Raw genomic sequence first — 25,750 nt, forward strand, 5'->3', positions numbered from 1 at the left:
CGCGTTCCCCTGTAGGAGCAGCCTTGTGCTGCGAATGGGCCGCAAAGCGGCCCCCGCAATCTCAAGTCAAACCCAGCTCACCCCAGATCCGCCGCACTTCGCGGCGTTCATCGGCAAACTGCGTCGCATCGATCACCCCGGCCTGTTTCTGCAGGGCCTGGCGGTGCGAGGCCGAGCGGAACGCCTTGTACACTTCACGCAACAGCACCGCGTCACTGGCCGGCATCAGGTTCGCCTGCTCCAGCTCTTCCAGAATGCGGATGTTATCGGTCCATCGGAGTATGGCCGGGTGGTCGTGGGACCAGGCCAAAGCGGCGTATTGCACCATAAATTCGATATCCACGATACCGCCGGCATCCTGCTTGATATCGAAGGGTACACCGGCCTCGAAGGCATTGGCTGCAGTACCGGCAGCCGTGGCCTTGGTACCCAGGTTGCCGCGCATCTTGGCGCGCATTTCACTCACTTCGGTGCGCAGTTTTTCCAGGTCGCGTGCCTGGCCCAGCACCTTGGCGCGCACGCCTTCGAACGCCGTGCCCACCTGCTTGCAACCCACCAGCACGCGGGCCCGCACCAGGGCCTGGTGCTCCCAGGTCCAGGCTTCGTTCTGCTGGTAGCGCTCGAATGCGCCCAGCGAACTGACCAGCAGGCCGGAAGCACCGGACGGACGCAGGCGCATGTCCACGTCATACAGCTGGCCCGAGTTGGTCTGGGTGGTCAGCAAGTGAATGATGCGCTGGCCCAGGCGGGTGAAGAACTGCGCGCTGTCGATGGGCTTGCTGCCGTCGGTTTCTGCGTGCGGGTCGCCGTCGTGAATGAACACCAGGTCCAGGTCCGAGCCATGGCCCAGCTCCAGGCCGCCGACCTTGCCGTAACCAATGATGATGAACCCTGGGTCGCACAGGCTGCCGTCGCTGCGCTTGGGCTGGCCGTGGCGGGCCACGGTCTGGCGCCAGGCCAGGGCCAGCACCTGGTCGAGGATGGCCTCGGCCAGCCAGGTCAGGTAGTCGCTGACCTTCATCAACGGCAGGTTGCCGCTGATCTCCGAAGCGGCCACACGCAGGCTGTGGGCCAGCTTGAAGTGGCGCAGCGCTTCCATCTGCTGCTCCAGGTCGTCCTCGGGAATGCGCGTCAGGCGCTCGCGCAACTCGCTGGCCAGCTCTGGGGCCAGTGGCGGGCTGAACAAGCGGCCTTCATTGAGCAGTTCGTCGAGCAGCAGCGGGTAAAGCGCAATTTGCTCGGCAATCCACGGGCTGGCGGCGCACAACGTCAGCAGACGGCGCAAGGCACCCGGGTTTTCGGTGAGCAGTACCAGGTAGGCAGAACGCCGCGCCACCGCCTCGACCAGCGGCAACACACGCTCAAGCACCAGGTCGGGGTTGTCATGTTCCACCGCCTGGGCCAGCAGCCGGGGGATGAAGGCATCCAGGCGCTCACGGCCGATACGCTGCATCGAGCGCAGCTGCGGGCTGGAGCGCAACCCGGCCAGGCGCCGCAGGGCTTCGACGGGCTGCTTGAAACCGGCCTCTTCCAACTGCCGACCCGCGGCTTCCTCGTCCTGTGCCTGCTCCCACAACGGCGACCATTCGCCGCCCACCACCAGTTCGCCCTCACCGTCTTCGTCATCCGGGTCGGCGATCACCTGGCGGAAGTGCCAGTCGATACGGCCACGCCAGTACATCAGCTGGTCGTGGAAGCTCTGCCAGTCGGCAAAGCCGAGCATATAGGCTACCCGCGCCTGGTCGGTCTCACCTTCCGGCAACATTTGCGTCTGGCGGTCGGCGATGGCCTGGATGGCGTGCTCGGTATAGCGCAGGAACTCATAGCCCTCGCGCAGCTCGGCGACCACCGCCGGCGGCAGGTAACCCTGGCCTTCGAGGGTGGCCAGCACCTTCAGCAACGGCCGCTGCTGCAGGCTGAGGTCGCGCCCGCCGTGGATCAGCTGGAAGGCCTGGGCGATGAACTCCACCTCGCGAATGCCACCGGCACCCAGCTTGATGTTGTCGGCCATGCCCTTGCGCCGCACTTCCTGCTGGATCAGCTGCTTCATGGTGCGCAGCGCTTCGATCGCGGAAAAGTCCAGGTAACGGCGGTACACGAACGGCCGCAGCACTTCCTGCAATTGCGCCCCGGCCGCCTGGTCGCCAGCCACCACCCGCGCCTTGATCATGGCGTAGCGTTCCCAGTCGCGGCCCTGGTCCTGGTAGTACTGCTCCAGCGCATTGAAGCTGAGCACCAGTGCGCCGGCCGAGCCATAGGGGCGCAGGCGCATGTCGACGCGGAACACGAAGCCGTCGACGGTCACCGGGTCCAGCGCCTTGATCAGCCGCTGGCCAAGCCGGGTGAAGAACTCCTGGTTTTCCAGCGAGCGCTTCACCCCTTCGGTTTCGCCACCCTCGGGGAAGCCGAAGATCAGGTCGATGTCGGACGACAGGTTCAGCTCCACCGCCCCCAGCTTGCCCATGCCCAGCACCACCATGTGCTGCGGCTGGCCGCTGCGGTTGCCGATGGGCGTGCCGAACTGCTGGCAATGGCGCGGGTACAACCATTGGTAGGCTTCGTCGATGGCGGCATCGGCCAGGTCCGACAGGTCGCGGCAGGTTTCGCCAAGCTCAGCCTGGCGGGTGATGTCGCGCCAGATGATGCGCAGCTGCTGGCGGTTGCGCGCCCGGCGCAGGTTACGCGCCAGCTCGTCGTCACTCTGCGCCGCCTGGGCGGCCGCAGCGATTTGCCCGCGCAGCTCACCCGGCGCATAACGCCGCTCCAGCTCGCCACTGGCCAGCAGCTCGAACAGCATGGCCGGCTCGCGTTGGGCCAGGCCCAGAACAAAGTCGCTGGCGGCGGCCACCTGGTCGAACTGTTGCCGGTGCACCGGGCTCCAGGCATTCAGGTCGAGTTCGGCGTGAGCGGCCACGGCATCGCTGAGGAATTGCCGGTTACGGGCGAGCAATGGCTGGAGGGTGGCGGGCAGATCGGACGGCAAAGGCAGGCGCATGGTCTATCCTTGATCGGCGTGAAATAGAAGGGAAAAAGCGGCCAAGGGGAAGCCGGACCACGGTTGGACTGTCGTACAAAAGTTGGAAATAGCTGAAAAAAACGAAAACTTGGCAACAAACATCAAGAAGCACCCGTTTGCGTCACAATGCCAACCACCATGAACGTTTTTCCTCACAAGCCAAGGTGCGACCAAACGTCGCAGAAATGTAGTTTTACTACTACTCATGTCGTGTAAAAGCATGAAATGCGCAAGCAAATGTAGTAAAACTACACGGCGCCGGAAGACACCCCGGTAATCCAAGAATTCACGACGTCTGCCCATAAGGCCAGTCGCAACTTCAGGCAATCGATTCTGGTTGCCTTTCCGCCCTGGAGCAAGCCATGCAAGACCTCGATCCAATCGAAACCCAGGAATGGCTGGATGCCCTGGAGTCGGTCCTCGACAAAGAAGGCGAAGACCGCGCTCATTACCTGATGACCCGTATGGGCGAGCTGGCCACCCGCAGTGGCTCCCAGCTGCCGTATGCGATCACCACGCCATACCGCAACACCATCCCTGTCACCCACGAAGCACGCATGCCTGGCGACCTGTTCATGGAACGCCGCATTCGCTCGATGGTGCGTTGGAACGCCCTGGCCATGGTCATGCGCACCAACCTGAAAGACTCGGACCTGGGCGGACACATCTCCAGCTTCGCCTCCAGCGCCACCCTGTACGACATCGGCTTCAACTACTTCTTCCAGGCCCCGACCGAAGAACACGGCGGCGACCTGATCTTCTTCCAGGGCCACGCTTCGCCGGGCGTCTACGCCCGTGCTTTCATGGAAGGCCGCATCAACGAAGACCAGATGAACAACTTCCGTCAGGAAGTGGACGGCAAAGGCCTGTCTTCGTACCCGCACCCATGGCTGATGCCTGACTTCTGGCAGTTCCCGACCGTATCGATGGGTCTGGGCCCGATCCAGGCTATCTACCAGGCACGCTTCATGAAGTACCTGGAAGCCCGTGGCTTCATCCCGGCCGGCAAGCAGAAGGTCTGGTGCTTCATGGGCGACGGCGAGTGCGACGAGCCGGAATCCCTGGGTGCAATCGCCCTGGCTGGCCGCGAGAAGCTGGACAACCTGATCTTCGTCATCAACTGCAACCTGCAGCGCCTCGACGGCCCGGTTCGCGGCAACGGCAAGATCATCCAGGAACTCGAAGGCGTGTTCCGTGGCGGTGGCTGGAACGTCAACAAAGTGGTCTGGGGCCGTTTCTGGGACCCACTGCTGGCCAAGGACACCAACGGTGCCCTGCAGCGCCGCATGGACGAAGTCATCGACGGCGAGTACCAGAACTACAAAGCCAAAGACGGCGCGTACGTTCGTGAGAACTTCTTCAACACCCCAGAACTCAAGGCCATGGTCGAAGACCTGTCCGACGAAGAGATCTGGAAGCTCAACCGTGGCGGCCACGACCCGTACAAGGTCTACGCGGCATACCACCAGGCTGTGAACCACAAAGAGCAGCCGACCGTCATCCTGGCCAAGACCATCAAGGGTTACGGCACCGGTGCTGGCGAAGCCAAGAACACCGCGCACAACACCAAGAAGGTCGACGTCGACAGCCTGCGTCACTTCCGTGACCGCTTCGACATCCCGGTCAAGGATGCCGACCTGGAGAACCTGCCGTTCTTCAAGCCGGAAGAAGGTTCTGCCGAAGCCAAGTACCTGGCCGAGCGCCGCGCAGCCCTGGGTGGCTTCGTACCTCAGCGCCGTGCCAAGAGCTTCAGCGTACCGACCCCATCCCTGGAAACGCTGAAAGCGATCCTGGACGGTTCGGGCGACCGCGAAATCTCCACCACCATGGCCTTCGTGCGTATTCTGGCGCAGTTGGTCAAGGACAAGGAAATCGGCCAGCGCATCGTTCCGATCATCCCGGACGAAGCCCGTACCTTCGGTATGGAAGGCATGTTCCGCCAGCTGGGCATCTACTCGTCGGTCGGCCAGCTCTACGAGCCAGTCGATAAAGACCAGGTGATGTTCTACCGCGAGGACAAGAAGGGCCAGATTCTCGAGGAAGGCATCAACGAAGCCGGCGCCATGTCGTCGTTCATCGCTGCCGGTACCTCGTACAGCTGCCACAACCAGCCGATGCTGCCGTTCTACATCTTCTACTCGATGTTCGGCTTCCAGCGTATTGGCGACCTGGCCTGGGCCGCTGGCGACAGCCGCACCCGTGGCTTCCTGATCGGCGGTACCGCCGGCCGTACCACCCTGAACGGTGAAGGCCTGCAGCACGAAGACGGTCACAGCCACCTGATGGCGGGCACCATCCCGAACTGCCGCACCTTCGATCCTACCTACGGCTACGAGCTGGCGGTGATCATCCAGGACGGCATGAAGAAGATGACCGAAGAGCAACAGGACATCTTCTACTACATCACCGTGATGAACGAATCCTACCAGCAGCCAGCCATGCCGGCCGGTGTCGAGGAAGGCATCATCAAGGGCATGTACCTGCTGGAAGAAGACACCCGCGAAGCCGCGCACCACGTACAGCTGATGGGCTCCGGCACCATCCTGCGCGAAGTCCGCGAAGCCGCGAAGATCCTGCGTGAAGAGTTCAACGTCGGTGCCGACGTGTGGAGCGTCACCAGCTTCAACGAACTGCGTCGCGACGGCCTGGCCGTTGAGCGCGCCAACCGCCTGAAGCCTGGCCAGAAGCCACAGCAGACTTACGTCGAAGAATGCCTGGCCGGCCGCAAGGGCCCGGTCATCGCCTCTACCGACTACATGAAGCTGTTCGCCGAGCAGATTCGCCAGTGGGTGCCGAGCAAAGAGTTCAAGGTCCTGGGTACCGACGGTTACGGTCGCAGCGACAGCCGCAAGAAGCTGCGTCACTTCTTTGAAGTCGACCGCCACTTCGTGGTACTGGCTGCCCTGGAAGCCCTGGCTGACCGTGGCGAGATCGAACCCAAGGTTGTGGCTGACGCCATCGTCAAGTTCGGCATCGACCCGGACAAGCGCAACCCACTGGACTGCTGAGGAGTATTTTTAAGTGAGCGAACTCATTCGCGTACCTGACATCGGCAGCGGTGAAGGTGAAATCATCGAGCTGTTCGTCAAGGTCGGTGACCGTATCGAGGCTGACCAGAGCCTGCTGACCCTGGAGTCCGACAAGGCCTCCATGGAGATCCCTGCCCCCAAGGCCGGTATCGTCAAGGAACTGAAGGTCAAGCTGGGCGACCGCCTGAAAGAAGGCGACGAGCTGCTGGTGCTGGAAGTCGAGGGTGCCGCTGCTGCGGCGCCTGAGGCTCCGGCCGCGGCCGCTGCCCCGGCGGCTGCTCCAGCGCCTGCCGCCGAAGCCGCCCCTGCGCCTGCCGCAGCCCCGGCTGCTGCCAGCGTGCAAGACATCCACGTGCCGGACATCGGCTCGTCGGGCAAGGCCAAGATCATCGAAGTGCTGGTCAAGGTCGGCGACACCGTCGAAGCCGACCAGTCGCTGATCACCCTGGAATCCGACAAGGCTTCCATGGAGATCCCGTCGCCATCCGCTGGCGTGGTCGAAGAAGTACTGTGCAAGCTGGAAGACGAAGTCGGCACTGGCGACCTGATCTTCAAGCTGAAAGTCGCGGGGGCTGCTCCGGCTGCTGCTCCGGCTCCGGCCGCTGCTGCACCGGCCAAGGCTGAAGCTGCCCCGGCCGCCGCACCTGCCGCTGCCGCCCCGGCTGCTGCCCCTGCTCCGGCTGCTACCGCACCGGCTGCTGGCAACAACGCCAAGGTTCACGCAGGCCCGGCCGTTCGTCAGCTGGCCCGTGAATTCGGTGTCGAGCTGGGCGCTGTTGCTGCCACCGGCCCGCACGGCCGCATCCTGAAGGAAGACGTGCAGGTTTACGTCAAGGCGATGATGCAAAAGGCATCGGGCGCCCCGGCAGCCGCCGGCGCAACCGGTGGCGCTGGCATCCCGCCGATCCCGGTAGTGGACTTCAGCAAGTTCGGTGAAGTGGAAGAAGTGGCCCTGACCCGCCTGATGCAGGTCGGTGCCGCCAACCTGCACCGCAGCTGGCTGAACGTGCCGCACGTGACCCAGTTCGACTCCGCCGACATCACCGAGCTGGAAGCCTTCCGCGTTGCGCAGAAGGCCGTGGCCGAGAAAGCCGGCGTGAAGCTGACCGTGCTGCCACTGCTGCTCAAGGCCAGCGCCTTCCTGCTCAAGGAAATGCCGGACTTCAACAGCTCGCTGGCGCCAAGCGGCAAGGCCATCATCCGCAAGAAGTACGTGAACATCGGCTTCGCCGTGGACACCCCGGACGGCCTGCTGGTCCCTGTGATCAAGAACGTCGACCAGAAGAGCCTGCTGCAACTGGCTGCCGAAGCCGCTGCACTGGCCGAGAAGGCGCGCACCAAAAAGCTGTCGGCCGACGACATGCAAGGTGCCTGCTTCACCATCTCCAGCCTCGGTCACATTGGCGGCACCGGCTTCACGCCGATCGTCAACGCGCCGGAAGTGGCTATCCTGGGCGTCTCCAAGGCGACCATGCAGCCCGTGTGGGATGGCAAGGCCTTCCAGCCGAAGCTGATGCTGCCGCTGTCGCTGTCCTACGATCACCGTGTGATCAACGGCGCTGCCGCCGCGCGCTTCACCAAGCGCCTGGGCGACGTGCTGGGCGATATCCGCACCATGCTGCTGTAAGGCAGCCCACTGCCCCTCCTTGCGAGGGGCAGTACCCTTTTCGAGCTGCCACGCTCGTACCTCAACCCCGTCAATTGGCGGGGCTTTTTTTTGCCTGGAACTTCCACCGCAGCCGCTTTTTGTAGGAGCAGCCTTGTGCTGCGAAAGGGCCAGTAGCACCGCCAACATCTCCAGCGCCTGGCAGGGCCTCTTCGCAGCACAAGGCTGCTCCTACAAGGGGCGCGCCTACAGTTTGTCGTATTTCTGCCGATAACCCGTCCACAGCATCACGCATGGCCGCTTGCCAGCCCTCGGGACATGATGCAACCTTGCCAGATCCAGCGTCGCCGCCAGGCTGCGTGCCCTCTTCAAGCGAGTCTTCGATGAAAAGCCAACCCGATGCCGCCAGCCGTGTGGCGGCCGAGGTCGTCACGCCGTTACCCGTGCCCTCGCGGCTCGGTATGCTGCGTTTCGAAAGGCTCAACGAACCCGCCTGGTCCATGCTCTACCTGGACCCGGCCTGCGAGCGCCAGTTTGGCCTGCACGCCGCCGACCTGTGCGCCCTGGTGGACGCGCCCTACGCCAGCCTGATGGAGCCCGAGGCCCGCTACCGGCTGCACGACGAGATCCAGCTGCAACTGGCCCAGCGCGGCTACTACCGCGTGCGCTACTCCCTGCATACGCCCGTCACCTCGCTGCGCCTGCTGGAGACCGGGGAAGCCTACAAGCAGCACAACCGGCACCTGTTGCGCGGTTACCTGAGCGTGCTCGACGACCAGCCCGACGACGCAGGCGAGAGTGCCAGCGACCTGGAGTCGCGCAACAACCGCCTGCAACTGGCCCTGCAACTGAACCAGCGCGCCCAGCAAGAACAACTGGAACACCTGGAGCGGGTACGCGGCCAGCAGGACCTGATCCTGCGCCTGGCCCGCCAGCGCTACAGCGCCGAGAACTCCCTGCTGGAAGCCGCCCAGCTGATCACCCAGAGCGCCTGCGAAATCTACAAGGTCGACAGCGCCAGCATCTGGCACCTGGATGATCAGCGCCTGGAACCGATCACCGCCTGGTACCGCGACGCGCAGGAGCATCGCCAGCCCGAGGCCATCGATGCCAGCCGCTTCCCCGACTACCTTGAAGCCCTGCACGCCAGCCGCGCCATCGACGCCCACAACGCCGGCCACGACCCGCGCACCCGCGCCCTGACGCAAAGCCTGCGCCCGGAAAACAAGGCCATGCTCGATGCCAGTATCCGCGTCGATGGCCAGGTGGTCGGCGTGCTGTGCCTGGAGCAGAGCGGCCAGGCACGGGCCTGGCAATCGGACGAGATCGCCTTTGCCGGCGAGCTGGCCGACCAGTTCGCCCAGGTCATCACCAACCACAATCGCCGCGCTGCGGCCAGCGCACTGCACCTGTTCCAGCGGGCGGTGGAGCAAAGCGCCAGCGCCTTCCTGCTGGTCAACCGCGATGGCCGGGTGGAGTACGTCAACCCAAGCTTCACCGCCATCACCCAGTACAGCACCGACGAAGTGCAAGGCCGCCACCTGGGTGAGCTGCCGGCACTGGAAAACCTCAGCGAACTGCTGTTCGACTCGCCCTCCAGCCTGGCCATGGGCAATAGCTGGCAGGGCGAATTCAAGAGCCGGCGCAAGAACCTGGAACCCTACTGGGGCCAATTGTCGATTTCCAAGGTGTACGGCGACAACCGTGAGCTGACCCATTACATCGGCATCTACGAAGACGTCACCCAGACCAAGCTGGCCCAGCAGCGCATCGAGCGCCTGGCCTATACCGACAACCTGACCAACCTGGGCAACCGCCCGGCGTTCATCCGCAGCCTGGACGAGCGTTTTGCCCGTGATGGCGAAAGCTCGATGTGCCTGCTGCTGGTGGACATCGACAATTTCAAGCGCATCAACGACAGCCTCGGCCACCAGACCGGCGACAAGCTGCTGATCAGCCTGGCCCGGCGCCTGCGCAACAGCCTGCATACCGGCGGTATCCTGGCGCGCTTCGCCAGCAACGAGTTTGCCGTGCTGCTGGACGAAACCGGCCTTGAAGAGGGCCAAGGGGTTGCCCAGCAATTGCTGCGCACCCTCGACAAACCGATGTTCGTCGACAACCAGCTGATCAACGTCACCGCCTCGGTAGGCCTGGCCTGCGCGCCGCTGCACGGCACCGACCCGGCCAGCCTGATGAAAAACGCGGGCCTTGCACTGCACAAGGCCAAGGCCAACGGCAAGCACCAGGTGCAGGTGTTTACCGAGGTGCTCAACGCCGAGGCCAGCTACAAGCTGTTCGTCGAGAACAACCTGCGCCGCGCGCTGACCCAGAACGAGCTGGAGGTGTTCTACCAGCCCAAGATCTGCCTGCGCAGCGGCCGTCTGCTGGGGCTGGAGGCATTGCTGCGCTGGAACCACCCCGAACGCGGCATGATCCGCCCGGACCAGTTCATCAGCGTGGCAGAAGAAACCGGCCTGATCATCCCCATCGGCAAGTGGGTGGTACGCCAGTCGTGCCGCATGAGCCAGGAACTGCGCGAGGCCGGCCTGGGCAACCTGCACGTGGCCATCAACCTGTCGCCCAAGCAGTTTTCCGACCCGGACCTGGTGGCGTCGATCAGCAGCATCCTCAAGGAAGAAGCCCTGCCCCCGCACTTGCTGGAGCTGGAACTGACCGAAGGCCTGCTGCTGGAAGCCAGCGAAGACACCCACCGCCAGCTGGACGAGCTGAAGGCCCTGGGCCTGACCCTGGCCATGGACGACTTCGGCACCGGTTATTCGTCGCTCAGCTACCTGAAGAAGTTTCCGATCGACATCCTCAAGATCGACCGCAGCTTCATCAACGAAATCCCCGACAACCAGGACGACATGGAAATCACCTCGGCGGTGGTGGCCATGGCCCACAACCTCAAGCTCAAGGTCGTGGCCGAGGGTATCGAGACCCCGGAGCAGCTGGCGTTCCTGCGCCGCCACCGCTGCGACGTTGGGCAGGGCTACCTGTTCGACCGGCCGATTCCGGGGCGCGAGCTGGCTGAACGGCTGAAGCGCTATCCGCGTGGCCCGGTGGCCTGACAGCGGCTCAAACCTCGGGCACTATAGAGGTCATTCGGGCCCTTTCGCAGCGCAAGGCTGCTCCTACAGAAAAGCGCGTCCCCTGTAGGAGCAGCCTTGTGCTGCGAATGCCCCAACACCTATCCAACTGAATAAACACAGAGGAACGGCCATGGTCCTGCGTTCGGAAATCCTGGTGAACAAAAACGTCCTGCCTACCGCGGAACAGGCCCTGCCTGGCCGCGAAACGCCAATGAGCCTGCCCGAGTTCCACTACGTGTTCGAAGGCACCCCGCTGCTTGGCCCCTTCTTCGAAGGCGCCATCGACTTCGCCATCTTCGGCCTGGGTTGCTTCTGGGGCGCGGAGCGGCGCTTCTGGCAGCGTGAAGGCGTGGTCAGCACCGTGGTCGGCTACGCCGGCGGCATCACCCCCCACCCTACCTACGAAGAAGTCTGCTCGGGCCTGACCGGCCACACCGAAGTGGTACTGGTGGTGTTCGACAAGGACAAGGTCAGCTACCGCGAACTGCTGGCGATGTTCTGGGAACTGCACAACCCGACCCAAGGCATGCGCCAGGGCAACGACGTCGGCACCCAGTACCGCTCGGCCATCTACTGCACCAGCCCGGAACAGCTGGAGCAGGCCAAAGCCAGCCGCGACGCCTTCCAGGCCGAACTGAACAAGGCCGGCTTCGGTGAAATCACCACCGAAATCGACCAGGCACCGACCGTGTACTTCGCCGAGGCCTACCACCAGCAGTACCTGGCCAAGAACCCGCAAGGTTACTGCGGCATCGGCGGCACCGGTGTGTGCCTGCCACCCAGCCTGCAGGGCAACTGAACCATGGCCACGATGACCCTGTTCCACTCGCCATTGTCGCCTTTCGTGCGCAAGGTCATGGTGGTGCTGCACGAGACCGCCCAGCTTGAGCGTGTGACGCTGCAACCGGTCAACATCAGCCCGGTCAGCGGCGACCCGCAGCTCAACCAGGACAACCCGATCGGCAAGATCCCGGCCCTGCGCCTGGACGACGGCACCGTGCTGCATGACAGCCGGGTGATCTGCGAATACCTCGACCAGCAACACGTCGGCCTGCCGCTACTGCCCCGCGAAGGCTCGGCGCGCTGGCGGCGCCTGACACTGGTGTCGCAGGCCGATGCGATCATGGATGCGGCGGTGTCGTCGCGCTATGAAAGCTTCCTGCGGCCAGAAGACAAGCGCTGGGACGGCTGGTTGCAGGCGCAGGGCGACAAGATTCGCCGTAGCCTGGCCAACCTGGAGCAGGAGCACCTGCCCGAGCTGATGTCCGGGTTCGACCTGGCGGCGATTGGCGTGGCCTGTGCGCTGGGTTATCTGGATTTGCGTCAGCCCGAATTTGGCTGGCGTGAGCGCCAGCCTGGGTTGGCGGCGTGGTATGCCGAGGTGGCCAAGCGGCCATCGATGGTCGCCACATCTCCAGTGGCCTGACAGGGCCATTCGCAGCACAAGGCTGCTCCTACAGGAGAATGCGACCGCCTGTAGGAGCAGCCTTGTGCTGCGAATGCCTCACCTCGGTATCACAGGAAACAGCTGCCCGATCCTGAGGGCCAGCCACCGCCCTAATTCTCTGTCCTCCCTCATGCCGACCTCCCCACCCGCGCCCAGTCCAGCCGCCGGGTCAGCACCATGAACACCCCCAGCAAGCCAAAGCACAGCAGCGACCCCATCAGCAGTGCATAGTCTTCGGCACTCAACAGCCCGTAGAGCAGCGCATACAACGCCGCCAACCCCGCCGCAAACCCAACCCCTCGCCCCAGGCTGTGCAACACATGGCTCAGGTAGAAGCCGATCAGCAGCACACACGCCGAAGCCGACAGCCCATACGCCAGGCCAAAGCCGATGTGCTCGGACAACGACAGCAGCAGCAGGTAGAAGAACGCCAGCGCCACACCGACCAGGATGTACTGCACCGGGTGCACACTCAGGTTTTTCAGCACCTCGAACAGGAAGAAGCCGGCAAAGGTCAGCGCGATGAACAACAACGCGTATTTGATCGCCCGCTCGCTCTTCAGGTACTGGTCCACCGGGTCGACGAAGCTCACGCCAAAGCTACGCTCGCTGAAGTCTTCGCACTGGCCGGCGGTGGCGCATTGGCGCAGGGCATCTTCAAGGTTGGTGGCGAAGAACGACGTCTGCCAGTGGGCGCTGAAGCCCTGGGCATCGATGTCGCGGCGGTTGGGCAGATAGCTGCCGACGAAGCTCGGGTGCGGCCAGTTGGCGCGCATTTCCACGCTGCTGGTGCGGCCCACCGGCACGATGTGCAATTGCCCGGTGCCTTGCAATGCAAGGTCGAAGCTGTAGCTGAATTCCCGTGCCTGCAGGCCGTCCAGCCCCGGCAAGCTGGCATGCACGCCACCGCGCAGCCAGTCGAGCTGTGTGCCGGCCTCGAACGGCAGCTTCTGCTCGTCCATGCTCAGTTCCAGGCCATTCTCGATGCCGCGGATATCGCTGATGCCTACCACCAGGAAGGGTTTGTCGAAGCGGTAGTCGTCGAAGTCCTTGTCGATGCCCCAACGCTCCGGGAGCTTGAAGCGGCCACTGACCCTCCCCTTGGCGTGGAACAGCCGCGCCTGGTAGATACCGCGGGCACGCAGTTCTGTGTCTACGCCAAGGTCGGCATCGAAGGTTTCCGGCAAGAAGTACAGGTGACCGGCAATGGTGCTGGTTTCTTGCGTACGCTCGCCGTCCTTTTCTATCCAGCGGCGCTGGTACTTGCGGTACGGCACCACCAGCAGCGGGCCGCTGAGCTGCTGGTCGAAGCTGGCACTCTGGGCGATGTCGCGCAGTACGTTGTCGCGCAGGGCCTGGCGTTCATCGATCAGGCCGTTGATCAGCAGCAGCGGGATGAGCAGCAGTAATATGAGCACGGCGATCATGCCGAGCTTGTAACCGAGGGTCTTGTTCATGGGGCCTCCTGTGGCAGTGGGCGCAGTGTCTGCACCTTGCGTGGAGGCCTTGGGGAGCTTGTGTGGAGATTGTGTGTACTTTCAAGGGCCCTATCGCCGGCAAGCCAGCTCCCACAGGCCTCCACAGCTTTCAAGCCTTGCGCTGTACCTGTGGGAGCTGGCTTGCCGGCGATGGGCCGCGAAGCGGACCCGGCAATCTCAGCTGATACGCCGCACCGGCAACCACAACCGCACCCGCACCCCGCCATCAACGTTATCCACCGCCAACGCCCCGCCATGCAGCTGCATCACCTCGGCCACAAAATTCAGCCCCAGCCCGGTGCTCTTGCGCCCGCTGCCCGGCCGCGGCAGCGAGTAGAACCGCTCGCTGACCCGCCCAATGGCATACGCCGGTATCGCCTGCCCCTGGTTGAACAGGCTCAACGCCACACGCTCGCCATCACGCTCCAGGTCAAACAGCAGCGCGCCACCCTCGGGGGTGAAATCCAGTGCGTTATCCAGCAGGTTGGCCAGCGCCTGGCGCATCAGGAACGGGTCACACAGCAAACGCAAACCGGCGGGCACCCGCTGACGCACATGCAAACCGGCGCTTTCGATACGCGCAACATGGGCCAGCAGCAACTCGTCCACCAGCGCCGCCAGCGCCACCTGCTGTTCATCTTCCAGCGCCTGCATCTGCTCGACCCGGGCCAGGTTGAGCAGGCGCTCGACCATCTGCTGCAAGCGCTCGCTCTCGCGCTCGATATTGCCGGCAAAACGCGCGCGCTGGTCGGCGGGCATGTTCGCGTCCTGCAGCAGCTCGGAGGCCCCACGAATGGCCGCCAGCGGGCTTTTCAGTTCGTGGGTCAGGGTATGCACATAGCGCTCGACATAGGCCTTGCCCTCCAGCTGGGTGCGCATGCGTTCCACCGCCTGGGCCAGGTGCGCCAGCTCGCCGCCCTTGTAGTGCGGCAACGCGGTACGCTCGCCCTCGCTGACCGCTTGGGCATAACGGGCCAGCCGCCGCAGCGAGCGCGCCAGCCACCACGACAACGCCGCGCCGATCAGCAAGCCGAGGCCGATCAGCCCCAGGCCCAGTGTGAGCAGGCGTCGCTCGGAACGGTCGATGTACGGCTGCAGCGAGCTGTTGGGTTTAGCCACGGTGACCACGCCGATGATCTTGCCGTCGTCGATGATCGGTGCGCCAACGTGCATCACCGAAGTGCTTTCATCATTGGGATCGCTGCGGGTGGAACGGGCGCCGTACTGGCCGCGCAGGGTCAGCAGCACGTCATTCCACTGCGAGTAATCCTTGCCCAGGGCCTCACCACTGGAGTCCAGCAGCACGGTGCCCTTGGCGTCAGTCACATAGATGCGGTGGCTGACCTGGTTCTTGGCCAGGCCCCAGATCTGCGCACCCGGGCTGCGCGAGCCGTAGGCCTTGAGTACCTCTGGCAGGCGGCTCTGGTTCAGAGTGCCGGCCTTTACGTCCTCGCGCAGGATCTCGGCCAGCAGGTTGGCGGTGTCTACCAGTGTTTCTTCGGAAGACTGGCGCACCACCGGGCGGATCTGTTCACGCACCGTGTTGAGCAGGAAGTAGCCCGCCAGGCCGACGAACAGGAAGTACACCAGGAAGATCCGGATGCCCAGGCGCATCAGGCATGGTCCGGGCTGTAGCTGTAGCCGAGGCCGCGGTGGGTCTGGATCGGTTCGGCCTCACCCGCTACCAGGCGCAGCTTGGCGCGCAGGCTCTTGATATGGCTGTCGATGGTGCGCTCGTAGCCCACGTCGGAGGCCACGCCAAGGGCGTCGAGCAGTTGTTCGCGGCTGAACACCCGTTGCGGTTGCTCCAGCAGGGATTGCAGCAGGCGGAACTCATGGCGGGTCAGCGTAAGTGGCTGGCCGCGGTAGGTGATCTGCATGCGCAGGGTGTCGAGCTGGAACAATGCCGCATCGGTAGCAGACTCGGCCCTGGGGGCCATGCGCTTGAGGATCGCCCGCACCCGCGCAGCCACTTCACGCGGGCTGAAGGGTTTGACCACGTAATCGTCGGCCCCGATTTCCAGGCCCACCACGCGATCGATTTCACCGTCGCGGGCGCTGAGGAACATCACCGGCACTTCGGTGAAACGGCGCAATTGGCGGCAGGTTTCGAAGCCACTGATGTCGGGCAAGCCGATGTCGAGGATGATCAGGTCGGCGGGGCGCTGGCGCTGCTGCTCGAGGGCGGCGCTGCCCAGGGTCACCCATTCGGTGCTGTGGCCGTCGGCTTGCAGGGCGTAGACCAGGGTGTCGGCGATGGCGGCTTCGTCTTCGACGATGAGGATATGGGGCATGATGCGCGGCCTGTGCAAATGTCAATGGCAACGCACTATTGTGTAGGAGCGGCCTTGTGTCGCGATAGGGCCGCAGAGCGGCCCCGGCAATATCTGCATCAACGCTGAGATCGTGGGGCCGCTTTGCGGCCCATCGCAGGCAAGCCAGCTCCCACAGCTACTGTGCTGCCTTTGAGAGCAGCGCTATCCCTGTGGGAGCGGGCGTGCCCGCGAAAGGGCCAAAACAGCCGGCTTGGATCAGCAGTCTGGCTTGCCCGCCGTAAACTTCTTGGCCGGGTTGACCGCGGCCTTGAACTCGCGCAGCGCCTTGGAGCCCACCAGCAGCGGGTAGTTGAAGCTGCTGCGGTCCACCAGGTTCACTTCCACGGTGCGCTTCACGTCACCCAGGCACAGCTCCAGGTCCACTACCGGGCGCTTGGAGATTTCCGGCGCATCGCCCTCCTCCTCTTCATCGGCACGGCCCTTGATCTTGCTGATACGCGAGACCTTGTGCTCGTACACCTTGCCGTCCGAGTCCTTGGTGGCCAGGCGGAAGCGTACCCACTCCTCGCCATCGCGGCTGAACAGCTCGATGTCCTTGGCCGACAGCGACGCGGTGAAGGCACCGGTGTCCATCTTGGCTTTCAGGGTTTCGCCAAGCTCAGGCAGGGCGATGTTCTCGTAACGGCCGTAGATCGTGGGCTCAGCGGCCATTACCGGCAGTGCCAACAGCGACAACAGGGCAAGCAGAGGTTTCACAGGCAGGCTTCCTTGAGAGGGGTCAGTGCTTAGACTGCACGGGCAGGATAGGTTCGCTGTCACAAGCCTAACCAACATGTTGTGAAACATTTGTCCCCACCAACGGCCATTGGACATTTGGCGTAGGCAGCGGCCCTGCTTATCATTGCCCACTGTTTATTTCCTACAACACGAGTTTCTTTATGCGTCGCCTGCTGACCGGCATCTTCACCACCCTCCTGCTGCTGCTCAACACTGTGGTGTTGATCTGCCCACTGCTGGTCTTCGCCCTGCTCAAGCTGGTGTTGCCAGGCCGTGGCCGCGACTATGCCTCGTGGGCGGTGATGTGGGTGGCTGAAACCTGGTCAGAGATCGACAAGGCCATCTTCGCCCTGTGCATTCCCACAAAGTGGGACATTCGCGGCGTGGAGAACCTGCGCAGGGACACCTCCTACCTGGCCGTGAGCAACCACCAGACCTGGGTCGATATCCCGGCGTTGATCGAAAGCCTCAACCGCCGCACGCCGTTCTTCAAGTTCTTCCTCAAGAAGGAGCTGATCTGGGTACCGCTGCTGGGCCTGGCCTGGTGGGGGCTGGATTACCCGTTCATGAAGCGCTACAGCAAGGCGTTTCTGGAAAAGCACCCAGAGCTCAAGGGCAAGGACCTTGAAATTACCAAGGCCGCCTGCGAGCTGTTCAAGCGCCAGCCGGTGACTGTGGTGAACTACCTGGAAGGCACCCGGTTTACCGAAGCCAAGCGCCAGGAACAACAGTCACCGTATCGCTACCTGCTCAAGCCCAAGGCGGGCGGCGTGGCGTTCGTGCTGGCGGCGCTGGGCGAGCAGCTGGATGCCCTGCTGGACGTAACCATCGTGTACCCCGGCAACCAGGCACCGGGGTTCTGGGCGTTGCTCAATGGCAGCATTAGCCGGGTGATTATCGACATTCAGGTGCGCGAGCTGGACCCCGCGTTGTGGGCGGGGGATTACGAGAATGACCCCGAGTTTCGGCAGACCGTGCAGGCCTGGGTGAATCAGCTGTGGGTAGAGAAGGACCAGCGGATTGAGCAGTTGCGGGCCGAAATGGGTTGACCTGTACTGGCCCTATCGCCGGCAAGCCAGCTCCCACAGGAACTGCACAGGGCTCAGGCCTGTGAGCATCCTGTGGGAGCTGGCTTGCCGGCGATAGGGCCAGTGACTCCAATGCAGAAACCCGATTAAAACCTAGGCTAATAATCAACATTAGGATTACTTCTTTGTCACACCCCACCTAAGTGGATAAAAATCGACCAAAGCACAACTACAAAAAAGCCTGGATCGATCAATGGCCAACCAACCTAGCTCCGCCCCCGCCCAGCTCCGCCGTGTCCTTGGCCTGCCCGCCCTGGTGTTTTTCGGCCTTGTCTACATGGTCCCGCTGACCATTTTCACCACCTACGGCATCGTCACCGAACTCACCGGCGGCCGTACTGCCGGCGCCTACCTGGTCACCTTGGTGGCCATGCTGTTCACCGCGGCGTCCTACAGCTTCATGGTCAAACGCTTCCCGGTGGCGGGCTCGGCGTACTCCTACACCAACATGGCCTTCGGCCCCAATATCGGCTTCCTGGCCGGCTGGTCGCTGCTGCTCGACTACCTGTTCCTGCCGATGATCAACTACCTGCTGATCGGCGTGTTCCTCAACATCGCCTTCCCCGCAGTGCCCGCCTGGGCGTTCGTGCTCGCGTGCATCGCCCTGGTGACCGTGCTGAACGTGGTCGGCATCAACTCGGTGGCCAAGACCAGCAACCTGATCGTCGGCGCGCAGATCGTGTTCATCGGCGTGTTTGTCGCGCTGTCCTGCCAGACCTTGGCTGGCCAACCGCTCGACCTGCTGTCGCCGCTGCTGGGTGACGGCAGCAAACCGGGCTTCGGCCACCTGATGGCGGGTGCTGCGGTGCTGTGCCTGTCGTTCCTGGGCTTCGACGCCGTATCCACCCTGGCCGAAGAATGCCGCGACGCACGCCGCGATGTGCCACGGGCGATCATTCTCACCACCCTGTTTGCCGGTTTGCTGTTCACCCTGCTGGCCTACGTCAGCCAGCTGGTGCTGCCGGGCAGCAGCTTCGCCAATGCCGATGCAGCGGCCAACGAAGTGATGTTCAAGGCGGGCGGGCAGTTCCTCACCAACTTCTTCACCGCCGCGTATGTTGCGGGCAGCCTGGGTTCGGCGCTGGCCTCGCAGGCGGCGGTGTCGCGCATCCTGTTCACCATGGGCCGTGACAACGTGCTGCCACGCCGTAGCTTCGGCTACCTTTCGCCGCGCTTTGGTACACCGGTGTTTGCCATTTTGCTGGTGTCGGCGTTCTCGCTGCTGGCGCTGGTCATCGACCTGTCCACCCTCGCCTCGCTGATCAGCTTTGGCGCGCTGGTGGCGTTCTCTGCGGTGAACCTGGCGGTGGTGAAGACGCACCTGATGGACGATGCCAGCCAGCGTAATGCCAAGGGTCTGTTGAGCTATGGCGTGGTGCCACTGGTGGGGTTGGGGCTGACACTGTGGCTGTGGACCAGCCTGTCGGCACTGACGCTGGTGATCGGGTTGTGCTGGTTTGCGCTGGGGTTGGCCTATCTGGCAACACTGACTGCCGGCTTCCGCCGCCCAGTGCGCCTGGTGGACTTCTCCGAAGCAGGCTGAGGTACACCCCGAGTACTGACATTTCTGCCAGTTGTACATGGCCTCGCGTTGATCAAGACTGAAGCTGAACAGACTTGCGCGAGGCCATTACCGATGCGAATTGCTCTACCTGCCTATACCCCTTACGGGCATAGCCACACTCAAGCCAACCTTGCGCCCATGCTTGGCTTCAATGGTGAACCCTACGAGTGGTTAAGCCGCACGTATGTGCTTGGCCAGGGCTATCGCAGTTACAGCCCGGCATTGATGCGCTTCCTCTCGCCCGATTCGCTCAGCCCCTTTGGAGAGGGTGGCCTGGGCGCCTATGCCTTCTGCGGGGCGGACCCAATCAACTACCTGGACGCTACGGGGCATGCTCCCATGCCTGTTAGGGCCAGGATCAAGTCGGGGCCGAAAGCCGTCATTCGGTCCCCAGCCAATCATCGCGAACAAAGCCTTTTCAAGACAGTCAGGTCAAGTACAGCTGAAACTGACACTAAAGTTGGCATTCCGATACAAGAAGCCAGGCCCCATCAAGCCGTAAACGCAGCGAAAGTCCCAGCACATCAAGACTTTCAAAAACGAAAGGACCTCATTGACCGCATGGCTTATCTTTATGAAGAGTATGAATACTATCAAAAGTCGCTGGCAACTCTGTGGGCCCCTGCTACACGAGAACGCGTAAAAGAATTGAAGACGTTACCTGAATACCGTAAAGCAATTGAGGTAACTAATGGCGCGCTCACAACAATATGGCAAGAATCCTTGAACATAGACAGTCAATTGAAAAATATTCGACTGACGGGTCAACCTCAAAATAAGTACAATCCGCATTGATAGCGGACACAGATAAATCTGCTAGTTGTAAAATGCCTCGCATAGGCGAAGACTGCGTAGCACCGTCCTCCAAGAGGTACCCGCCGTTGAAAGCCGCCGTTCCTGCCTACAGCCCATATGGCTACATCGCCGATCATATACGTCAGGCACCTATGCTTGGCTACAATGGTGAACGGTATGATCCTCTCACCGACATGTATGCATTGGGACAAGGCTTCCGAAGCTATAGCCCTGCTCTGATGCGCTTTTGCAGGCCCGACGAACTCAGCCCCTTCGCAGAGGGGGGCTATAACGCCTATGCGTATTGCGCGGGTGACCCACTCAATTACCGGGATGATACAGGCCAATCTCGAGACTTTGCTCGTTTAAGAAAAATGTGGGAAGACAGGTCGCGTCAACCAGTTCAACAGATGGCGCCACGGAAAAAAACTGCATCTCGGATGACTGAGAACCGTCAGCCGAATAGAGAACAGCACGCGCCACGTGATCCCGCGCAACAGAAAAAGAAGGTACGGTTTAGCAAAGCAATCACGACCTTAGAATACACAAAAGAACAGATAGCACTTAGGGAACACTATGCTATAGACAAAAAAGCCTTACAGGATTACATCCAGCAACTCACCGCATATAAAGACCAAAAATTCCAGGATCTTGTATTCCTCAGCACTCCCGAGACATTCAATCAAGCCAAGAAACTAGGCATTACTGATAAAGGCTATGATAGAGCGATAAACAGAATCGCAAAAAGCGTTGGAGAGATGGAAGACCGTTTGCGCCACCTCAACTCTACGCTCAGAAGCTATAATGTCTGACAGCCAAAAGGAGAAATACTTTGTGAACGCCACATCATTTCACATTTATACACCTTATGGATATCTTAAAAACGACCTCTCACATCAGCAATCGCTCGGCTTCAATGGCGAACTGCTAGAAAGTCACTCTGGAACCTATATGCTTGGCAATGGCTATCGCCCGTTCAGCCCGGTATGTATGCGGTTCCTTGCGCCTGATAACTGGAGCCCGTTTGGCGACGGTGGGTTAAATGCCTTTGGCTATTGCACCGGCGACCCCATTAACAATGTGGACCCAGACGGACATACCGTTATCAATAAACTGCGCCGCCAGCCGGTTGTCCTGACGCCCGATGGGCCTCCTCTGCAGACAGCACAGCATCTCAATCGCGCGTTGAACAGGCAGCGGTTGCCCAGGGACTACAATCCAAACGGTGGGCCTTTAACGCAGCCCCCTCCCACTCAGCAACCACCCGCCAATAGAAATCCACTCGCAACCGGTAACCGGATGCCATTCCAGGACCGACGACGCCCGGGCTTGCCATTGCAAGAAGTTGTCATTCGAGCCAACACATTGATCAAATCACAACGTCACCTGGCAGATGCTGAGAAGAACCTCGGGTACATACATGACCCTGAAATGCGTTCGGACTACCAGCTTTCTCTCGCCCGCATCCGCAGAGCCGTACCGAAGCAGCAAGCTGAACTGAGCAGGGATATGGTCCGATGGTTCCACTCCTGAGAAAATTCCTGATCGTCTGATTCAGACCGATGGCGTGCTCGCTGGTACCGGCGTAGTCCACAAGCTCCCCAGATTCTGCAGCAATGACCCGGCAATCCCCTGCTGCCCAAGGTACTGCAAAATCAGCGGCGCAAACTGCCCGATCATCCCGGTATCCATCCCCAGCGCCTTGAATGCAGTGTCCAGGTCGCTGCGGTTTTCCACGTTGTTGCCCAGCGCATTGCTCAAGGCTGACTGGTTTTCGCTGTTCTTGCCCAGCAAACCGCCCAGGCCACTCAAGCCACCCAGCGCATTGGCCCCTGCCAGCAGGTCCAGCCCAGGCACCGCCTTGGTCAGTTGGCCATAGTCATCGCTGCTCAGGTTATTGCGCGCCAAGCCCAACATGGCCCCTGCCCCGCCTACTGCCTGTTCGGGGGTGATCTTCAATTCGCTGCCCAGGGTATTGAGCAGGTTGGCCTGTGCCTCGGGTGCCTGCACCTGGCCTTGCTGTTTCTGGGTCTGCATGGCCGATACGGCGTTGGCCGCGTCGCTGAGGTTGAAGGCAAACACCGGGCTTGCGGCCAGGGTCATCAGGGTTGCCAGGGTGAATGCTTTCATCGGGAGGGACCTCGTGGGCCAGGATAGTCGGGGAAACGAGGGTTTTGACTGGGATTGTCGTGGATTGTTCCTGCCAGCTATCGGGACTCTGCCCACATCGGGATGACACCGTCCACCTGATAATTATGCCAGTAGCCGCATAGACTGGAATGACAGACACTGCTCCCAAAAGCCAATATAGGTTAAGACTAATGAACAAACACCAAATTCGCGCCTATACTGCTTATGGTCACGCTACAATACCACCCTCAGAACGGACGCTCTTAGGTTTCAATGGTGAGTACCCTGATGATCTGGCGAAGCTCTACATACTAGGCTCCGGATACAGGGGGTACAGGGCTGGTCTAATGCGGTTTGTATCGCCTGACAGCTTGAGCCCATTTGCCGAGGGAGGCATTAACGCTTATAGCTATTGCGGCAACGATCCGATTAATAATATTGACCCGTCGGGACATGTCGGTGTTCGATTAAATATTGCCAGGCGACAGCCCCATACACGCTCTCAATTGCTGATCCAATTCGATAGTCCTGCACAGGTCAACGCCCGATCTCGACAAGATGCGCCCCCGCACTATGCCTCACATCCACAAGCATTCTCGACCGCCGGCGCCCCACCTAGCTACAATCCCGGAAAACTTCCAGGTTACTCCGAGCAATTGCCACCCGGTCATCAGCGCGTTATCGCGCCTACACTGTCAAAAACCGGGAAGTTTTTAGAGCTACCAGCGCCGCCAAAATACAATCAACTGAAAGCCCGTCCGCAGATACAAGATGCACTTCCGCCAGCCCAAGCGCAAGCCTATCAAGCCAGGCTACAGGAGATGAACGGAAGATACAGCCGATTGAAAAACGTCATCCGAAGACTAGAGCGGGGAAATATGTACATTCCTGATGAGTATCGCCGAAATCTCGATGCGTTGCGCCAAGATCGAAATCGTATCCGAAATCTGCTCGGACTTTAACATACAGCCAAAGCGCATAAAAAATTGCACGACCGATGCCTTTGTAGCGGTTAAGTTGCACATTATTGGACACAACCATGTAAAAGCCCCTCAATTGAGGGGCTCTTGTTACGTAAGACTTATTACGCCGCACCCCACATCTTATGCGGGTCAATCACAAACTTCTTCGGCACACCCGCATCAAACTCGCCATACCCTTCCGGCGCCTGATCCAGGTTGATCACCTGCACACCCACCACTTCAGCAATGTTGATGCGGTCCCACATGATCGCCTGCATCAGCTGGCGGTTGTACTTCATGGTCGGGGTCTGGCCGGTGTGGAAGCTGTGCGACTTGGCCCAGCCGAGGCCGAAGCGGATGCTCAGTGCGCCGATCTTGGCGGCGGCATCGGAGGCGCCCGGATCTTCAGTCACGTACAGGCCCGGGATACCGATACTGCCGGCGACGCGGGTAACCTGCATCAGCGAGTTCAGCACGGTGGCCGGGGCTTCATGCTTGGCGCCTTCGTGGCCATGGCCGCGGGCTTCGAAGCCAACGGCATCGACGGCGCAATCCACTTCTGGCTCACCGAGGATGTCGATGATCTGTTCGTGCAGCGGGGTGTCCTTGGACAGGTCGACCACTTCGAAGCCCTGGGACTTGGCGTGCGCGAGGCGGGCCTGGTTGAGGTCACCCACGATCACACAGGCGGCACCCAGCAGACGCGCCGAGGCAGCGGCAGCCAGGCCAACCGGGCCAGCACCCGCGACATAAACGGTGCTGCCTGGGCCAACGCCCGCAGTCACGGCGCCGTGGTAGCCGGTTGGCAGGATGTCGGACAGGCAGGTCAGGTCACGGATCTTTTCCATCGCCTTGTCGCGGTCTGGCAGCTTCAGCAGGTTGAAGTCGGCGTACGGCACCAGCACGTATTCGGCCTGGCCGCCGGTCCAGTCGCCCATGTCGACGTAGCCGTAGGCACCGCCGGCGCGGGCCGGGTTGACGGTAAGGCAGACACCGGTGTGCATCTCTTTGCAGGAGCGGCAGCGGCCGCAGGCAACGTTGAACGGTACCGACACCAGGTCGCCGATCTTCAAACGCTCTACGTCGCGCCCCAGCTCGACGATTTCGCCGGTGATTTCGTGGCCCAGAACCAGGCCGACCTGGGCAGTGGTGCGGCCACGGACCATGTGCTGGTCGGAGCCGCAGATGTTGGTAGAGACTACCTTCAGGATAACGCCGTGCTCGATCTTCTTGCCGCGCGGGTCCTGCATTTTCGGGTAGTCGATGTGTTGCACTTCGACCTTGCCGGCGCCGAGATATACCACTCCACGATTGCCAGACATGCTCTTACCTCGCTTGATTTTTATTTATGCAGCGGTGGTTGAACGCGCCGCCATCCATGGGCGGCATGTGTTTCTGGAATGAAGGGAATTGTGGGCCTGAAAGGGCGAGATGCACTGACTGGGAGCGACAGAGAGATGCCTTTTAGCGGCAGGGGTGTCGCTGGAAGGTATGAAGGGTGGAACAGCGGCACAGACCTGCACCGGCCCCTTCGCGGGCACGCCCGCTCCCACAGGTATTGTGCTGCCCTCAGGCCTATCGCAATACCTGTGGGAGCGGGCGTGCCCGCGAAGAGGCCGGTGCAGGTTGTTAGAGAACGACCGTCCGGTTGGCGTTGAGGAACACCCGCCGCTCGATGTGATACCCCACAGCCCGCGCCAGGGTCAGGCACTCGATGTCGCGCCCTTTGGCAATCAGGTCTTCCGGGTAATGGCTGTGGTCCACCACCTCGACGCCCTGGGCAATGATCGGCCCTTCGTCGAGGTCGTTGTTGATGTAGTGCGCCGTGGCGCCGACCATCTTCACGCCCTTGTTGTACGCCTGGTGATAAGGCTTGGCGCCCTTGAACCCTGGCAACAGCGAGTGGTGAATGTTGATCGCCCAGCCATCCAGGCGCCGGCACAGCTCCGGCGACAGCACCTGCATGTAACGGGCAAGGATAACCAGCTCGGCGCCGGTCTCCTCGATCACCTGCAGCACCTTGCGCTCTTGCCCTGCCTTGTCGTTGGGGTCGAGGGCGAAGTGGTAGTAAGGGATCTTGTGCCAATGGGCCAGGGGTTCGAGGTCGGGGTGGTTGGACACCACCGCAACCACGTCCATGCCCAGCTGGCCGATGCGCTGACGATAGAGCAAGTCGTTAAGGCAGTGGTCGGCCTTGGACACCATGATCACCACCTTGGGGCGGTGATTGGGTGCGGTCAGCTCGAACGTCATGCCAAACGCGTCGCTGCGCTCGGCGAGGCCGGCCCGGAAGCCTGCCTCGTCGAAATCGCCCGGCTGGCGGAACTCGACGCGAATGAAGAAGCGCCCCGACTGCCGGTCATCGAAGGAGTGGTGCTCCGTCACGTAGCAGCGCTGCTCGAAGAGGTAACGCGTCACCACGTCGACGGTACCGAGCATGCTCGGGCAGTCGGCGGTGAGAATCCAGGTATCCGGTGCCCGACTCATGTT

The 25,750-nt window shown here is 61.8% G+C and carries 19 protein-coding genes; 11 read left to right on the forward strand and 8 right to left on the reverse strand.

Annotated elements, in window-relative coordinates:
- Positions 1-61: 61 nt before the first annotated feature.
- Entirely contained in the window at positions 62-2,995 is a 2,934-nt protein-coding gene (glnE, locus tag ABOC32_RS01395; protein ID WP_426809904.1) for a bifunctional [glutamate--ammonia ligase]-adenylyl-L-tyrosine phosphorylase/[glutamate--ammonia-ligase] adenylyltransferase, read from the reverse strand.
- A gap of 383 nt (positions 2,996-3,378) precedes the next feature.
- On the opposite strand from glnE, the gene aceE reads away from it, so the two are divergent.
- The 5 genes from aceE (at position 3,379) to ABOC32_RS01420 (ending at position 12,169) form a co-directional block, all read left to right on the forward strand.
- A complete protein-coding gene (gene aceE, locus ABOC32_RS01400) occupies positions 3,379-6,024 on the forward strand; it encodes a pyruvate dehydrogenase (acetyl-transferring), homodimeric type (protein ID WP_086976892.1) in 2,646 nt (881 codons plus the stop codon).
- 13 nt (positions 6,025-6,037) lie between these two features.
- Positions 6,038-7,672: a dihydrolipoyllysine-residue acetyltransferase gene (gene aceF / locus ABOC32_RS01405; protein WP_426809905.1), complete on the forward strand. Its 1,635-nt coding sequence runs from the start codon at positions 6,038-6,040 to the stop codon at positions 7,670-7,672.
- A 362-nt stretch (positions 7,673-8,034) separates the two neighbouring features.
- Entirely contained in the window at positions 8,035-10,722 is a 2,688-nt protein-coding gene (locus ABOC32_RS01410) for a putative bifunctional diguanylate cyclase/phosphodiesterase (RefSeq protein ID WP_426809906.1), read from the forward strand.
- Between the two features lie 151 nt (positions 10,723-10,873).
- Positions 10,874-11,542 (forward strand): peptide-methionine (S)-S-oxide reductase MsrA, encoded by a 669-nt coding sequence (gene msrA, locus ABOC32_RS01415; RefSeq protein ID WP_043202912.1) that lies wholly within the window; start codon positions 10,874-10,876, stop codon positions 11,540-11,542.
- Between the two features lie 3 nt (positions 11,543-11,545).
- Entirely contained in the window at positions 11,546-12,169 is a 624-nt protein-coding gene (locus ABOC32_RS01420) for a glutathione S-transferase (protein ID WP_043202910.1), read from the forward strand.
- A 149-nt stretch (positions 12,170-12,318) separates the two neighbouring features.
- Here the strand turns inward: ABOC32_RS01420 and creD are convergent, their stop codons facing one another.
- The 4 genes from creD to ABOC32_RS01440 all read right to left on the reverse strand — a co-directional run bounded on the left by creD (position 12,319) and on the right by ABOC32_RS01440 (position 16,700).
- The gene (creD, locus tag ABOC32_RS01425; RefSeq protein WP_426809907.1) at positions 12,319-13,647 is read right to left on the reverse strand and encodes a cell envelope integrity protein CreD; all 1,329 of its coding nucleotides are present in this window, start codon (positions 13,645-13,647) and stop codon (positions 12,319-12,321) included.
- Between the two features lie 198 nt (positions 13,648-13,845).
- A complete protein-coding gene (gene creC, locus ABOC32_RS01430; RefSeq protein WP_426809908.1) occupies positions 13,846-15,282 on the reverse strand; it encodes a two-component system sensor histidine kinase CreC in 1,437 nt (478 codons plus the stop codon).
- Positions 15,282-15,962: a two-component system response regulator CreB gene (creB, locus tag ABOC32_RS01435; RefSeq protein ID WP_426809909.1), complete on the reverse strand. Its 681-nt coding sequence runs from the start codon at positions 15,960-15,962 to the stop codon at positions 15,282-15,284. Before creB ends, creC begins: the two co-directional genes overlap by 1 nt.
- A gap of 237 nt (positions 15,963-16,199) precedes the next feature.
- Positions 16,200-16,700, reverse strand: a complete 501-nt coding sequence (locus ABOC32_RS01440; protein WP_234228243.1) for an ATP-dependent zinc protease family protein — start codon at positions 16,698-16,700, stop codon at positions 16,200-16,202.
- A 182-nt stretch (positions 16,701-16,882) separates the two neighbouring features.
- Here ABOC32_RS01440 and ABOC32_RS01445 point away from each other — a divergent pair, with 182 nt between their 5' ends.
- The 5 genes from ABOC32_RS01445 to ABOC32_RS01465 all read left to right on the forward strand — a co-directional run bounded on the left by ABOC32_RS01445 (position 16,883) and on the right by ABOC32_RS01465 (position 21,701).
- A complete protein-coding gene (locus ABOC32_RS01445; RefSeq protein WP_426809910.1) occupies positions 16,883-17,770 on the forward strand; it encodes an acyltransferase in 888 nt (295 codons plus the stop codon).
- 232 nt (positions 17,771-18,002) lie between these two features.
- A complete protein-coding gene (locus ABOC32_RS01450) occupies positions 18,003-19,352 on the forward strand; it encodes an APC family permease (protein WP_426809911.1) in 1,350 nt (449 codons plus the stop codon).
- 48 nt (positions 19,353-19,400) lie between these two features.
- The gene (locus ABOC32_RS01455) at positions 19,401-20,168 is read left to right on the forward strand and encodes an RHS repeat-associated core domain-containing protein (RefSeq protein ID WP_426809912.1); all 768 of its coding nucleotides are present in this window, start codon (positions 19,401-19,403) and stop codon (positions 20,166-20,168) included.
- Positions 20,169-20,254: 86 nt separating this feature from the next.
- Complete coding sequence (locus tag ABOC32_RS01460; protein WP_426809913.1) at positions 20,255-20,980, forward strand: RHS repeat-associated core domain-containing protein; 726 nt, start codon at positions 20,255-20,257, stop codon at positions 20,978-20,980.
- On the forward strand, positions 20,973-21,701 hold the full coding sequence (locus ABOC32_RS01465) for an RHS repeat-associated core domain-containing protein (protein WP_426809914.1): 729 nt from the start codon (positions 20,973-20,975) through the stop codon (positions 21,699-21,701). Before ABOC32_RS01460 ends, ABOC32_RS01465 begins: the two co-directional genes overlap by 8 nt.
- 21 nt (positions 21,702-21,722) lie before the next feature.
- On the opposite strand, the gene ABOC32_RS01470 is transcribed toward ABOC32_RS01465, so the two are convergent.
- Entirely contained in the window at positions 21,723-22,298 is a 576-nt protein-coding gene (locus tag ABOC32_RS01470; RefSeq protein ID WP_426809915.1) for a DUF2780 domain-containing protein, read from the reverse strand.
- 191 nt (positions 22,299-22,489) lie between these two features.
- On the opposite strand from ABOC32_RS01470, the gene ABOC32_RS01475 reads away from it, so the two are divergent.
- The gene (locus tag ABOC32_RS01475) at positions 22,490-23,260 is read left to right on the forward strand and encodes an RHS repeat-associated core domain-containing protein (protein ID WP_426809916.1); all 771 of its coding nucleotides are present in this window, start codon (positions 22,490-22,492) and stop codon (positions 23,258-23,260) included.
- Between the two features lie 122 nt (positions 23,261-23,382).
- Here the strand turns inward: ABOC32_RS01475 and fdhA are convergent, their stop codons facing one another.
- Positions 23,383-24,582, reverse strand: coding sequence for a formaldehyde dehydrogenase, glutathione-independent (gene fdhA / locus ABOC32_RS01480; RefSeq protein WP_086976904.1), 1,200 nt, complete (start codon positions 24,580-24,582; stop codon positions 23,383-23,385).
- 307 nt (positions 24,583-24,889) lie between these two features.
- Complete coding sequence (gene purU, locus ABOC32_RS01485) at positions 24,890-25,747, reverse strand: formyltetrahydrofolate deformylase (protein WP_426809917.1); 858 nt, start codon at positions 25,745-25,747, stop codon at positions 24,890-24,892.
- Positions 25,748-25,750 lie beyond the last annotated feature (3 nt).

The sequence above is a fragment of the Pseudomonas sp. WOUb67 genome (genome assembly GCF_050058005.1).
Lineage (GTDB): Bacteria > Pseudomonadota > Gammaproteobacteria > Pseudomonadales > Pseudomonadaceae > Aquipseudomonas > Aquipseudomonas putida_R.